General features: G+C 67.4%; 6 protein-coding genes and 1 riboswitch. Of the genes, 1 reads left to right on the top strand and 5 read right to left on the bottom strand.

All coding sequences use genetic code 11. The features are described from left to right. Positions 1-285: 285 nt before the first annotated feature. The 5 genes from metE to H4O13_05555 all read right to left on the bottom strand — a co-directional run bounded on the left by metE (position 286) and on the right by H4O13_05555 (position 12,757). A complete protein-coding gene (metE, locus tag H4O13_05575) occupies positions 286-2,586 on the bottom strand; it encodes a 5-methyltetrahydropteroyltriglutamate--homocysteine S-methyltransferase (protein MBE5314857.1) in 2,301 nt (766 codons plus the stop codon). 201 nt (positions 2,587-2,787) lie between these two features. After that, positions 2,788-3,046, bottom strand: a riboswitch (cobalamin riboswitch). Between the two features lie 65 nt (positions 3,047-3,111). Beyond that, a complete protein-coding gene (locus H4O13_05570; GenBank protein ID MBE5314856.1) occupies positions 3,112-8,310 on the bottom strand; it encodes a DNA repair ATPase in 5,199 nt (1,732 codons plus the stop codon). Between the two features lie 227 nt (positions 8,311-8,537). Then, the gene (locus H4O13_05565) at positions 8,538-10,637 is read right to left on the bottom strand and encodes a flotillin family protein (protein MBE5314855.1); all 2,100 of its coding nucleotides are present in this window, start codon (positions 10,635-10,637) and stop codon (positions 8,538-8,540) included. A gap of 135 nt (positions 10,638-10,772) precedes the next feature. Continuing rightward, complete coding sequence (locus tag H4O13_05560) at positions 10,773-11,387, bottom strand: hypothetical protein (protein ID MBE5314854.1); 615 nt, start codon at positions 11,385-11,387, stop codon at positions 10,773-10,775. A gap of 206 nt (positions 11,388-11,593) precedes the next feature. Then, the gene (locus tag H4O13_05555) at positions 11,594-12,757 is read right to left on the bottom strand and encodes an acyl-CoA dehydrogenase family protein (GenBank protein ID MBE5314853.1); all 1,164 of its coding nucleotides are present in this window, start codon (positions 12,755-12,757) and stop codon (positions 11,594-11,596) included. A gap of 468 nt (positions 12,758-13,225) precedes the next feature. On the opposite strand from H4O13_05555, the gene H4O13_05550 reads away from it, so the two are divergent. After that, complete coding sequence (locus tag H4O13_05550) at positions 13,226-14,152, top strand: metalloregulator ArsR/SmtB family transcription factor (GenBank protein MBE5314852.1); 927 nt, start codon at positions 13,226-13,228, stop codon at positions 14,150-14,152. Positions 14,153-14,344: the final 192 nt, after the last annotated feature.

Genomic DNA, 14,344 nt, shown 5'->3' with positions numbered 1-14,344 from the left:
CGCCCGCCGCCGATATCGTCGATGCTGAAAGAGTTCGCACTCACTACGCTCGGCCGCCGCTGCTTGCAAACCACGTGCCGTCGGCGCACGTCGTCCGCGGCCAGAGGTGAGCGCATCAGCGCGCGCGGATTGAATTTGTCCTCGGCGAGCCAGCGGCGCGAGGTCCTCGCCGGGTGACTGCGGGTTCGCTGCGCTGAGTGCGGGGACGTGAGAGCTCGGGGCGCAGGCTCCGGCATGCCGCGCGCCCGCCAAGGTGCGCGGCACGCCGGAGGTTTCGGTCATCTATCAGCTCACAGGTGTCTCGCACCGTTCGAGGTCGACGCGCAGGGCCGCCGCCACAGCGACCATGGCCGCCAGTGCAGCGCGCGTTTCGGGCCAGTCGCGAGTCTTCAGGCCGCAGTCCGGATTGACCCACAGCTGCTGTGCCGGCACCACCTGCAGCGCACGCTGCAGCAGCTCGCGCATCTCCCCCGCGTGCGGCACGCGCGGCGAGTGAATGTCATACACGCCGGGACCCAACGCCGCCGGATAGCGGAACTGCACGAACGCATCCAGAAGCTCCATCCGCGAACGACTGGCTTCGATCGACACCACATCGGCGTCCATCGCCGCGACCGACTCGATGATGTCGTTGAACTCGGAGTAGCACATGTGGCTGTGGATCTGGGTTTCGGGCCGGGCCACGCCTGCGCTCAGGCGGAAGCACTGCACCGCCCAGCGCAGGTAGTCGGCGCGCTCCGCGCGACGCAGTGGCAGCCCCTCGCGAAGCGCAGGCTCATCGATCTGGATGATGCCGATGCCGGCGCTCTGCAGATCGTCCACCTCATCGCGCAGCGCCAGCGCCAGCTGCAGGCAGGTCTGCTCGCGCGGCTGGTCATCGCGAACAAAGGACCACTGCAGCATGGTCACGGGCCCGGTGAGCATGCCCTTCAGCGGCTTCGTGCTCAAGGCCTGCGCGGCCACTGCCGCATCGACCGTCATCGGCGACGCGCGCTCGACGTCTCCGAACAGGATGGGAGGCTTGACGCAGCGCGAGCCGTAACTCTGCACCCAAGCGTGGCGGGTGAAGGCGAAGCCCGCCAGCTGCTCCCCGAAATACTCGACCATGTCGTTGCGCTCGAACTCACCGTGCACCAGCACATCGAGGCCGATCGACTCCTGCTCACGCACGCAGGCCTCCGTCGCGGCTGCGAGCTGCGCGGCGTACTCGCCTGGGCTGATTCGCCCGGCACGCAGGTCCACTCGCAGCCGGCGAATCTCACGGGTCTGGGGAAACGAACCGATCGTGGTGGTGGGCAGCAGGGGCAGCGCCAGCCGCTGCTGCTGCAGGCGCCGACGCTCCGCCAAGGGCGCGCGCTCGACCGCCTGTTCGACATCCAGTGCCAGCACGCGTTGCTGCACGTCGCGCCTGTGTACCAGGCTGGAAACTCGACGATCCGCCAGCGCTGCGCGCTGCGGCGCCAGCAGCGCATGCGCATCTTCCGGCGCGCTCAGGGCCTGGCCCAAAAGGTTCAGCTCGCCGAGCTTCTCCTGCGCGAAGGACAACCAGCTGCGCAGCGCCCCGGGCAGCTGCCGTTCGTCGTCCAGACTGATGGGCAGGTGCAGCAGCGAGCACGAGGGCGCGAGCCACAGCCGCTCTGGCCCGCGTGCCTTCAAGGTCGGGGCCAGGCCCGCACACAGCGCATCCAGATCACTGCGCCAGACGCTGCGCCCGGACACTACCCCTGCAACCAGGATGCCCTCGCCCACGCCGTCGACGAGCTCCGGCAGCGGCGCAAGCCCTGCGGACAGGTCCGCATGCAGCGCGGCAGGCGCAAGGCGTCGAATCCAGGGCAGCGCGGGCCGCGGATCGCCGAACCCACAGTTCAGGAGCAGACGCGGGCCAGGGCTGGCGCGCAGCGCATCGAAGGCCTGCGCGTAGGCCGCCTGCAGCGCGGGGTCGAGGTCCAGCGCCAGACAGGGCTCGTCCACCTGCAGCCAGTCGACACCCTGCTGGCGGAGCCGCTCGAACAGCTCGGCGTACAGCGGCAGCAGGCGCGGCAGCAGGGCCAGGGGATCGCTGCCGTCCAGGGTCTTGGATAGACGCAGCAGGCTGACCGGGCCCAGCACCTGCGGACGCAGTTCGAGGCCAAGAACGCGCGCTTCGCTGCAGTGCTGGAGCAAGCGCTCGGGGCGCAGCCGAAACACTTGGTCCGCGACCAACTCGGGCACCAGGTGGTGGTAGTTGGTATCGAACCACTTGGTCATCTCCAGCGCACGCAGATCGAAGCCGTCACGCTGCAGACCCCGGGCGAGCGCGAAGTAGCCGAGCAGCGGGTCGGCTTCGTAGAGGGCGCGATGGCTGTCCGGCACGGCATCGAACAGCAGCGCCGCGTCGAGGACATGGTCATAGAGCGAGAAGTCGCCGACCGGCAGACTGCGCACGCCGGCCTCCGCTTGCAGTTGCCAGTGACGCAGGCGCAGTTCGCGAGCGCTTTCGAGCAGGGTGGCGGCGTCCGACGCGCCGCTCCAGTAGGCCTCCAAGGCCTGCTTGAGCTCGCGTCGACGGCCGATGCGGGGAAACCCCAGGTTGGTGATGTGCATCATGGTGTGGCTCCTCAATGACGGGGCAATGAGGAGCGAAGGCCAGCCGCGGCCAGGGTGAGAGCACGCACTGCCCGAGTCACGCGGACAGCACCGCAGACCCTTGCGGGCCTGCGCGAAACGCAGCTGTGCGACCTTCGCCCCCTCGGGCGAACCCGGACTGCGTGCGCAAGCGGCGCCCACAGCCCGCGGGTCGGTCGGAGAGCAGCGCTCTCCGGTCGAGGCAGGTCTTCGGACTTATGGACGGGCGCAGATGCGCGGGCCTACTGGCCGTCGCTTCCCGGTCTGGAAGACCAGTGCGGATGACGGCGTTCGTTTCCAATTACCGCTGCGGGGCAGTGCCGGACTGTGCTGAGCCTGGGCCTCAATGAATGCAGACCCGAGCGCATGCCTCACCGGCTTCCCTATTAATCCAATCGCTTCATCTGCATGAAGCGATAGAACCTCGACGCGCGCACCTTAGGCGTCGTGGAAGTGCGCGTCAAGCGCACGCTGATCGCGCGCCGCGGGCGGCCGCGAGGACCGTCGTCAGCTTTTCCGCGCCGCCAGAATTCTGTTGAGCGCCTGCACCTGCTGGACAAGCGAGGCCAGCTGCTCACGCTCGGCCTCGCTGCCCTGCTGGCGCGCCTGCACCGCTTCCACCAAAGGACGGAAGCCCACGTCCAGCGCGTTGCGCAGGCCACCCAGCCACATCGCGGCATCGGCAGCGGTATCGCGCGAGAAGGTGCGATTCAGCACCTGCTCGTCGAGGATGCGCTGCAGCAGCTGGATCAGTTCGGGCGCGCTCTGCGCGGGCTTGACTGCGCTGGCCTGCGCGCCGAGCGACTGCACGCTGGCAACGAGATCATGCAGCTGCGCGATCACCCGCGTGCCGGTGTCGCTGTCGGCGCCGCCCAGCGCCTTGTTGCGCTGGAAGCCCTGCTTGATCGCCTGCCAGCGTTCTGCACGCGCGGAATCCAGGGTGCCGCGGATCTCAGCCAGCTTGAGCAGGTTCTCCTCGGCGCCGCCGGTCAGCAGCTGCGACTCGCCGAGGTAGTGGTCGTCGATGAGCTTCTGCAGCTCGACTGCATTCATCACCGAGGAGATCTTCTCGGCCAGCTTGTTCATGTTGCGGTAGCTGCCCTGCAGCTTGAAGGGCGGCTCGGTGCGGTAGGCCTCGGCCTGGGCGGCGCTGGCGATGTAGGCCTGGTTGACCCGGTAGACGATGTCGCGCACCGCCAGCAGGTTCTTCAGCACGGCCGTGAGCTCGTTGAGCTCAGCCGTCGAATAGCTGTGGCTGAGCGCGTTCGCCGAGAACTCGCGACCCTGCGCGCGTTCGACCAGTTTGTAGAGGTCGTTGAGATCACGGGTCGCCAGCGGCGCGAGCACCGGCTGCGCGGTCAGGGAGTTCTCGACGTAGCTCAAGAGGAACGCGTCCTCCTTGCCGCCCAGCACCTCGCCCAGGTTGTAGACGTCGGCGCGGTTGGCCAGCATGTCCGGGATCTTGAAGACCTCGCCGCTTTCCGTGTACGGGTTGCCCGCCATGACCACGCAAAACTTCTTGCCGCGCATGTCATAGGTGCAGCTGCGGCCTTGCCAGACACCCTCGATGCGGCGGGTGCCGTCGCAGAGCGAGATGAACTTCTGCAGGAACTCCGGATGCGTGTGCTGGATGTCGTCGACGTACAGCATCACGTTGCTGCCCATCTCCAGCGCGAGATTGAGCTTCTCCAGCTCTTGCCGCGCTCCTGCATCGGGCGCCTGGGTCGGATCCAGCGAGCGCACTTCGTGGCCCAGCGAAGGCCCGTTGATCTTCATGAAGACCAGACCCAGCGCGTGCGCCACGTACTCCATCAACGTGGTTTTGCCGTAGCCGGGTGGGCTGATCAGCATCAGCAGGCCCATCAGGTCCGAGCGCTTGCCCTCGCCCACCGTGCCCATCTGCTTGGCGAGGTTGTCACCGATGATGGGCAGGTAGACCTCGCTGATCAGCTTGTTGCGCACGAACGAGGTCAGGGGCCGCGGCTTGAACTCGGCCAATCGCAGGCGCGCGCGGCCTTCCTCGATCAGCGCGTGTCGACGCGCCTGGAAGGCACGCAAGCCGGGCAGATGCTGCTCGCGATGGCGGCGCAGGCGCGCCTCGAAGTCGTCGATGCGCAGGCGCAGCCTGCCCTGCTCGATACGAGGATGGCTGCTCAGCAGGCCGCTGATCTCTACAGCAAGATCGGCTTCGCTGATCCGCGTGGGCAGCTGAGCCTCCACGCGCATGAGTGCGGCGGCCTCGATGGCATGCTGGGCCAGCTCGGCGAAGGCGGGTTCGGCGCACAGGGCTTCGAACCACTGCAGCCACAGCCCCAGGGCCTCGCCCGGTCGCGCCGCCAGCGCCTCCGCGGCGGCCTGCAGATCCTCCCAGCGATGGCCGGTGGCCAATCGCTCCTTCAAGCCTTGCACAAGGCGTCGCGCGGCCGCAGTGAACAGGAACTGCGGATGCTCCTCGCCCAGCACCTCCACCAGATAGCGCGCGGCGTCGCTGCTCAGCGTGGCATCGAGTTCGATGGCCGCTGCCGCGCGAAAGCGCTCGACCTCGCGCGCGATCTCGGCCATCAAGCGCTCGCCGGCGGCGGCGTGGCCCAAAGTCTCGATCAGCTGCCGCGCTTGCCGCGCGCGCAGCGGCCAGAGGCTGGCGCTGTCGCTGTTGGCCTGTGCCTGCCAGGCGAGTGCCGCCAGGGCGCGTGCTGCCGGCGCATGGATCAAGTGGCCGGCGGCCTGCCGCAACGGCAGCCAGGCGGCGAGAATGCGCGCGGCATCCGTATCGTGGATGCCCTTCTCGTAGCCCTCGCGGTAGCGCGAAGCAGTGAACTCGCGCAGGCGCTTCGACAGCGCATCGAGATTCCCGAGCTCAGCCTGCAGCGTCGCGAGACTCTGAGCTTCGCTGGCGGCGCGCGCGGCCTCGAACAGGCTGGCGGCGAGGTACTCGGCGCGGCAGACGTGGGCAGACTCCGACTCCAGCGTGTGCTCGGCAAACGCGCGCAGTTGGGTCAGCTGTTCATCGCCAAGCGGCTCGTAGTACTCGGTGCCGGTGAGATGCAGGCAGAGCTCGCCGCCTCTGGGCAGCATTGTCAGATCCAGCGCCTGGGTGTTGACGCTGAAGCGGTGCCGCGGGCCCAGCTTGATGGTGTTGCCGCCGTCCTCGAACAGCTCGCTGCGATCGCGCTGGCCGCGCAGGGCGGCATCACGCGCCGCCTTGATGCGGGCTTCGATGTCGTCGGCCTTGACGCTGTCGCGCAGCTCGCGCAGGCGCGCTGCCAACTCCCGCAGCTTGAGAATCAGCGCATCGCCAGCGAAGAAGGCGTGCAGGGCCTCGACCGCTTGCAGCCGCTCGGTGCGCCGTGCAAGGCCTTCGAAGATGCGCAGCGCGGCTTCGTGCAGCCCCTGCGCGCGACGCTGACGCTCGTCCAGCAGCGCCTGGCGATGGCTCTCGAAGGTCTCCAGCACCTCCTCGCGCTTGGCCAGGATGTCCTGCAGAAACTGCTCATGCTCGCCGAAGCGGCTTTCGAGTTCTTCGAGCTGCAGCAGCACGCGCGCCAGCTGCTCCTCGCTGCGCTCGGGGTCGGTCGACAGGCTCAGCGCCGAGGCAAGACTCTGCCCAAACAGCGCGAACTGCGCGCCGAACTGGGCCACTGCCTCGCGAGTGCCCAGCGCCTTGCGCTGCTGCTCAGCGCGGGCACGGGCCTGGTTCAGCCGCGCGTACAGCTCGGAGATCGTCTCGACCACCTGGGTGCGCTGCTGCGCGTCCTCGATCGGCAGCCCGGCCAACAGGTTCGAAAGCAGGTCCAGATCCAGCGAGAGCTGGGCCATGCCCTCCAGCGGCGCCTTCAGCTGGGCCACACCCTGGGCCTTGCCGGCCTCGCCATCGAGCGCGCGCAGGCGCTGATCGAGCGGCTTCAGCGCGGCGGCCGACGCGAGGAACTCGCCGGTCGCGGACGACAAACGCGCCTGCGCTTCGACGACTTCGGCTTCGAGCGCATCGACCGCGGCCACGTCCATGTAGCGCGCCTCGCGCAGCGCCAGCAGGCGGCCGCGCTGGGCCTGCAGGCCGGACAGTCCGTCGACGTAGTCGTTGACGCTCTCGCAGCGCTCGGGCCGGGCCCGCGCCAGCAGCTCGCCCTGCGCGCTGCGCGCCTCGCGCAGACTGCGCTCGCTCTGCGCGCGGATGCTCTCGACTTTCTCGAACTCATCCAGCACGGACTCAGCGGTGCCAGCAATCTCGCGCACCAGCGGCGCCACACCCGCGCATTCGGCGCTGTCGAGCCAGTGGTGCAGATCGAACAGGCGCCGGCTGTTCTGGCTCAGCAGGCTGTAGCGGGTGGCGCTGACTTCCTCGCTGGAAATCTCGCGCACCAGCGAGAGCAGATCCGAGATACCGCGCACCAGCTCGGCATTGCCGATGCGGCCCATGAAGCTCGTTGCCGGCGGCTTGGCGGCGGCGAACTCCTCGCTCCAGAACGGCGTCTGCCAGACCTGCATCGGATGCACGCGCGTGGGCTCGTGGCTGTCCACCGAGAACAGCACGAAGCGGCCGTCCTCCAGCCGCGCATAGCCGTGACCGAACAGCGGCGTCGCCAAGCGCCGCTCGATGAGGTTGTAGGTGAACAGCGCCTTCGCCCCGCTCTCCGGCTCGTAGAAGATGAACAGCACGTCTTCGCCGTTCGGCGAGCGCAGGCTGCGCTTGAAGCGCATGCCCTGCATGCTGCGCTCGAAGCTGCGCTGCTCGCCGTTCTGCAGCACGTAGCCGCCGGGATAGACGATGCCGTGGTCCTCAGGCAGCTGCACGCAGCTCTGCCCGATCGAATCGATGCGGTAGACCTTGCGCGCCACCAGGCTGTAGACGAAGTGGCGAACCACTTCCTCACGGTAGGGCTGCACGCGCAGCAGGATCAGGTCGCCGACGCGCGCGTAGTCGATGCGGGCATCGTCGATACTCTGCGTCGCGTCATCGACCGCCTCGCGGTAGATGCCGAGGCCGTCCTCGGTGTTGTTCTCGATCTTGATCGTGAGGTCGCCGCCGATGGTCTCGACAAAGACCTGATCCAGCACGTTCATGTGCGGAAAGCGGCCCTCGACCACGTGCTCGCGGCCGCAGCGCGTCCACTCGAAGTCATGGATCGGCGGCAGCGCGATGTCGCGCTCGCCGCGGTTGTCGATATAACGCACCTCGCCGGCGGGCGAGACGCTGAAGCGGAACACGCGCACGTCCGACAGGCGCTCGCCGATCTGGAACGCCGCCAGCAGCAGGCCATCGCGCGTCACCAGCTGCAGCAGGCGGGTGTTCTTGTAGTAGGCGTACAGCTCGCGGAAATCCTGCACGAAGCTCTGTCCGCCCAGGAAGCTGCTGGCAAGCTCGACCGGCTCGACGTCGAACCCACCTTCCGCCTCCACCAGGCGATACAGCGCGAACACATCGCTGATCTGGGTCTCGCGCTTCAGGCCCAGGAACACGTTGTAGCCGAACAGCAGGTAGTCGCCGACCCGTACGAGGTCGCGCGCCACCGCATTGTGCTCGGTGCGCACGCGCAGGCGGCCGATGATCTTGAGCTCGCTGCTGCCGAACTCGTCCAGCCGCTGGCGATTCAGCCCTTCGGCGAGGCCACGCAGACGCCCGCCCTGCTCCAGCAAGCGCGCGCGCAGCACTTCATAGGCGCCGCCTTCGGCGACGGCCTGGTCTACGAGGGATTCGGGTGTGGTCATGAGGTCAACCTGTAAGGCGGGGGACGCGCGCCTTGCCAAAGCCCGGAGCGCGCTTCAAGCCTCTCTCCCAACGGGAGAGGGGTTGGGGTGAGGGGCTGGACGTGCACCAGCCTCAACGCCGAGACAGCATGCTTCGGCTGCAGAGCGCTGCATCGAACGCCGATAGAGAACGCCATGCACTGCCCCTCACCCCAACCCCTCTCCCGGTGGGAGAGGGGCTCTGGAAGCTAGGCCCTCGGCTCCGGGGAGTCGGCAGCAGTGGAAGCATCAGCGCTTTGCGAAGTCGAAGCCTCCGCCGCCTTCAACGCCGCCACCTTCCCCGCCGTCACCCCACCGCCCAGAAACTTCGACAGCACGTCCTGAACCACCGGGCTTTTGCCGACCGCGCCCTCGATCGCCTTGCCGACGCTGAGCGCCTTGGCGAAGGTCTCGAAGAACTCGCCGCCGCCGCCGACGATGTCGACCTTGGCCTTGGACAGCGCTGCCGCCAGCACGTCGGCCTGCTCGCGAGCGATGTCCTTGTTGGCCTCGATCGCGGCCATGGCCTGCTCGAAGTTCTTCTCCAGCTTCATGCGGAACTCTTCGTGCGCCCGCGCGGAGTCGGACAGGCCCGACAGCGCCTCGAACTTCTTGACCAGACCCTCGGCCTCCGACTCGTAGCGACGCTTCAACACCTCGGCTTCCGACAGACCGATCTCGCGGGTAGCGACGGCCTTGGCTCCGCCGATCTGCTCCTCGCCGCGCGCCTGTGCGCCGAGCTTTTCTTCCAGCACCTTGGCCTCGGCCAGGCCTTCCTTCTGCTTGGCATCGGCGTGCGCCTCGACGACCCGCGCGTGTGCGAAGCCCTTCTCCTGCTCGCCGCGCGCTTCCGCCATCAGCTTTTCGGCCACGACCTTGGCTTGCGCCAGGCCTTCCTTCTCCAGCGCCGCCGCATTCACTTCGCGCACGCGCGCATCGGCGAGACCCGGCGCCGCGCGCTCGGCTTCGATGCCTTCGGCCAGCTTGCGCTTGGCCTCGGATTGCTTGCCAGCGGCTTCCAGTTCCGCCTGCGCCAGCGTGGTGATCTCGACGGCCTTGTGCTTGGCCTTGCTCTCATCGGCTTCGGCCTGCTTGACCTGCTTGACCAGCTCTTCTTCGGCACGGGCCTGGGCGTCCAGAATCGCGACCTGCTTGGCGCGTTCGGCCTCGGAGATCTCGCGCACTTCCTTGATGCGCTCTTCTTCCTGCGCCACCGTCTTGTCGACCGCGATGCGCTCGCGCACCACGTTGGCGATCAGCTTGCGCTGTTCTTCCAGGGCCTTTTCTTTCTCGATGCGCTGCAGCTCGACCTCGCGCTCGCGCGAGACCACTTCCAGCGCGCGGGCGCGCTCGACCTTTTCCTTCTCGATGATCACTGCGCGCTGGCGGTTCTGCTCGGCCACCTCGACCTCACGCATCCGGTTCTGGTCACGGATGTCGATCTGCTCTTGCGCGGCCAGGCGTGCCTGCTCGGCCTTCAGGCGCTCCTCTTCCTGCACCTTCATCGTCTCGGCTTCTTCGCGCGCCTTGATGGTGGCGATCTCGCGCGCCTGACGGGCCTCGGCATCGGCCTGCTGACGCGCCAGCGCAAGCAGGGCCTCCTTGGTCTCGACGTTCTTCTTGGTGATCGCCAGCTCTTCGTTGCGCTCCAGCTCGTTGGTGATGACGTTCTGCGCGGCAGTGAGCTCGGTGATCTTGCGGATGCCCTCGGCGTCGAGAATATTGCTGGGGTCGAGCGAGGCCTTCGGCGTCTGCTCCAGATAGTCGATGGCGACGTCCTCAAGCACATAGCCGTTCAGATCATTGCCGATGACTTCGACGATGCGGTCGCGGAACTCCTGACGGTTCTCGAACAGCTTGACGAAGTCGATCTGCTTGCCGACCGTCTTCAAGGCTTCCGAGAACTTGGCGTTGAACAGCTCGTTGACCGCCGCCTTGTCGGAGGCCCGATCGACGCCGATGGCCTTGGCCACCTTGAGTACGTCCTGCTGGGTCTCGTTGACGCGCAGGTAGAAGGCCACGGTTATGTCGGCGCGCATATTGTCGCGACAGATCAGGCCGTCCTTGCCGCGCCGGTCCACCTCGAGGGTGATCAGCGAGATGCGCATGAACTCCTTCTTGTAGATCACCGGGTACACCAGGGCGCCGGTGAAGTGGACCTTGGGCGTCGAGGAGAGGTCGTTCACGATCAAGGCGGTGCCCTGCGGCACCTTGATGTAGAAGGCCTTGAACAGAACCATGACGCCGAGCAGAAAAAGGATGACGGCGCCGATGACGACAACGGCGAAGGGAAGGGCTGCAAAGTCCATGCGGGGCTCCTGGGTGAGGCGAGCGGTACGAAAGGTGAAGCGACCAGAAAACAGTCCCGGCGACGCGCTCCGGGCAGCGGGAAAGGTCAAGAGTGGCGCTGCGATGCGCGGGCGGCCGCGAGCGCGTGGCAGGGCTCAGGGCGGCGTGACGCGATAGGCGTTCTGGCCCTCCAAGTATTCAACGATCAAGGCCCGCTCACCGCGTTTCAGAATCGTACCGGCTGCGCGCACCTGCAGAATCAGCCCGGCCGCGCCGTCGTCGTAGTCAGCGGTGCCGGCGTGCGCAGTGGCTTCCGCCGAGCGGATGCGGACGATCTCGCCCAGCAGCGATTCGGCCTTGCGACCTTCGACGCGTGCAAACAGCCCCTTCAAGGGCTGCAGGGCCAGCCCCGCGAACGGCAGCGCCAAGAACACTGCGAACGGAATGGCCACAGCGCCGACGGCGAGGCGGAGCGCTGCGCTGTCGATGAGGCCGAACAGCAGAGCGCTGGCCAGATAGACAAAGACCCAGGCGATCAGCACGACCGCGGAGTAGATCAGGGCAACGGGCAGCCCTTGCAGGCGGCACTTGAGCAGCAGGCCCGAAAAAACGCCCATCAAGCCCTCGCTGTCGGCCACCTCGGGCAGGTCGAGCACCTCAAGGTCCAGCAGGCCAAGAAGGGTCAGCAGCCAGTAGCCCACCGCAACCAGCAGCAGCAGGCTCAGGATCAGCGTTGGAAACGACAGTGCGATGTCGAAGAAGCGGTCCACGCAAGCCCCCGGTCCAGCCCACCGCCCCAAGCAGGTGGATCACGCCGCACCCGACGCACGCGCCCAGGCGCTGTGACAAGCGATGCGGAGCCCGCAGGATACGCGGCCGCAATGACTTTGGAAGGCCCGCAGCGGGTGCGCCACGCTGACACGGAAACGCGCCGGATCGTTCCGGCGCGTTCTCGGCTGACGCGGACGTCGCGGACTCAGCGCAGGCCGGTCTCGTTGCGAGCGATCACCAGGCGCTGGATCTCGCTGGTGCCCTCGTAGATCTCGGTGATCTTGGCGTCGCGGAAGAAGCGCTCCAGCGGCATCTCCTTCGAGTAGCCCATGCCACCGTGGATCTGCAGAGCCTGGTGGGTGATGTACATGGCCGCCTCAGAGGCCGTGAGCTTGGCCACCGAGGCCTCGGTCGAGAAGCGCGCGCCGGTCTTCAGCGATTCCTGCTTGGCCCAGGCCGCGCGCAGGGTGAGCAGCTCGGCGGCGTCCAGTCGGCATTTCATGTCGGCGATCTTGGCCTGGATCATCTGGAAGCTGCCGATCGGCTGGCCGAAGCTCTTGCGCTCCTTCACATAGGCCACCGCAGCGTCGTACGCGGCGCGCGCCAAGCCCACCGCTTGGGCAGCGATACCGATGCGGCCGGCATCGAGCACGCCCATGGCGATCTTGAAGCCCTCGCCCTCGGCGCCGATGCGATCCTCGACCGGGATTTTGTAGTCGGTGAGTTCAATCTCGCAGGTGGCCGACGCGCGGATGCCGAGCTTGGGCTCGGTCTTGCCGCGATAGAAGCCATCGCGCTCGGTGTCGATGATGAAGGCGCTGATGCCCTTGGCGCCTTTCTCCGGCGCGGTCATGGCGAACAGCATGATGTACTTCGCCACCGGGCCGGAGGTGATCCAGCTCTTCTTGCCGTTGACCACGTAGTGCGAGCCGTCGGCCGACAGCACGGCGCGGGTGCGCATGGCGGAGGCGTCCGAGCCTGACTGCGGCTCGGTCAGCGCATAGGCGCCAATGGCTTCGCCGGTGGCGATCGGAGTCACGTACTTGTGCTTCTGCTCTTCGTTGCCGTTCTTAAGCAGGCCGTTGCAGTACAGGGTGTTGTTGACCGACACGATGGTCGAGTGGGCGCAGTCGGCGTAGGCGATCTCGAACATGGCCAGGGTGTAGCCGATCGAATCCAGCCCGGCGCCGCCGTACTCGGCCGGCACCTCGATGCCCATCAGGCCGTTCTCGCCCAGCACCTTGATGTTGTCCAAGGGGAACTGGCCGCTGACGTCGAACTCCGCAGCGGTCGGGGCGATCCGCTCCTGGGCGATGCGACGCGCGACGTCGCGGATCATCAGTTGCTCTTCGGTGAAGTGGAAGTCCATGGCGGCTCCTGGCGTAGGCGGGAAATTCAAACAGGCGCTTGAAAACGGCGCGAGTTTAACCCGGTTCAGGGTGCGGCCGGATCAAGGCCTCGTGGATACGAGGGCGTTGGAGGCCGGGATTGGGGATTGGGGGATTGGGGGATGAGGGGTGGTGCGACGGCATGCCGGTCGACGGAATACGCACGCTGGCTGCTTCTGCTGCTGATCTGTGCAGGAGCCTGCTCGCAGGCGACCGCAGCCTTCGACCCGCACATGGCACTGGTCGCGAGCAAGCTCGCTCCTACAAGAACCGGGATGCGCGACTCGTGCGGAGCCAAGCCGCCCCGCGCCTTGCAGCCACGGCGATCGCCCGCTCCGTGCAGCAGCGCACGCTCCGCAACTTCGAATTCGCCGAGCCCGCGAAAGCTTGACGCACCCCAAGCCCCTGCCTACCCTGCTTCATCTTTGAATCCCGATGAAGCGATACACATGGATCTGAATGCCTGGTCGGCCTGCCTGCGCGTGCTCGCGGACGCCACGCGCGTGCGGCTGCTGGCGCTGCTGGAGCGCGAGGAGCTGACCGTGGCCGAGCTGGCCTCGATCACGATGCTTGCGCAGCCGCGGGTCTCTACCCACCTCGCCAAGCTGAAGGAGGCCGAGCTGGTCCTGGATCGCCGCGCTGGCGTCTCGGCCTACTACCGCTTCAACGAGGCTCTGCCGCCGGCAGAGCGCGCGCTGTGGGACACCCTGTGCCGCGGCGCCGACGATCCGCTGCTGCGACAGGACGCCGAACGCCTGCCGGAAGTTCTGGCCCTGCGCGCGGCCGAGGAGAACTGGGCGGACACCGTGGCCGGCGACATGGAACGCCACTATTCGCCGGGCCGCACCTGGGAAGCGCTGGCGCGCTCGGCGCTGCCGCTGATGCGCCCCGGCGAGGTGCTCGACATCGCCTCCGGCGATGGTGTGCTGGCCGAGCTGGTGGCGCCGCACGCCCAGCGCTATGTCTGCATCGACTCCAGCGCGCGGGTCGTGAGCGCCGCCACCGAGCGCCTGTCGCGCCACGCGAACGTTGAAGTCGTTGAAGGCGACATGCACGCCCTGCCCTACCCTGAAGCCAGCTTCGATCTGGTGGTGCTGATGCACGCGCTCACCTACGCCGACAAGCCGGCGAAGGCCGTGGCGGAAGCCGGTCGCGTGCTGCGCCCGGGCGGTCGGCTGCTGCTGACCAGCCTGGCCAAGCACGAACACCAGGCCGCGGTGGCGCCCTATGGCCACGTCAATCTCGGCTTCAGCGAGAGGGAATTGAAGCGCTTTGCCGAGAAGGCGGGCCTCGCTGTGCAGACCGCGAGCACGGTGACCCGAGAGCGCCGGCCTCCGCACTTCGAGGTCATCGCCCTGATCGCCCACAAGGCCTGAGGGCCTGCGCGCGATGCCCTGCCGGACCACGCGATCCGTGCCGCATAGGCTGGGCCCCGGCCCACCGTGAGCTCAGTACCGCCCCGCTCCCGATGGAGCGCGCACAACGCCGCACCGCCCGTTTTCCAGTAGCGACCCAAGCCGCCCACCACCGAATCCGAGACGTCGCGTGCGCCGCATCGCATCGTCGCC

The sequence above is a fragment of the Lysobacterales bacterium genome (genome assembly GCA_014946745.1).
Taxonomy (GTDB): domain Bacteria; phylum Pseudomonadota; class Gammaproteobacteria; order Xanthomonadales; family Xanthomonadaceae; genus Aquimonas.
Note: the sequence above shows the minus strand (reverse complement) of the source record. Positions and strands in the feature narration are given on the sequence as shown.

Coding starts and splice junctions, on each gene's coding strand:
- metE (MBE5314857.1), bottom strand. CDS start 2,586: ATGATGCACATCACCAACCTGGGGTTTCCCCGCATCGGCCGTCGACGC.
- H4O13_05570 (MBE5314856.1), bottom strand. CDS start 8,310: ATGACCACACCCGAATCCCTCGTAGACCAGGCCGTCGCCGAAGGCGGC.
- H4O13_05565 (MBE5314855.1), bottom strand. CDS start 10,637: ATGGACTTTGCAGCCCTTCCCTTCGCCGTTGTCGTCATCGGCGCCGTC.
- H4O13_05555 (MBE5314853.1), bottom strand. CDS start 12,757: ATGGACTTCCACTTCACCGAAGAGCAACTGATGATCCGCGACGTCGCG.
- H4O13_05550 (MBE5314852.1), top strand. CDS start 13,226: ATGGATCTGAATGCCTGGTCGGCCTGCCTGCGCGTGCTCGCGGACGCC.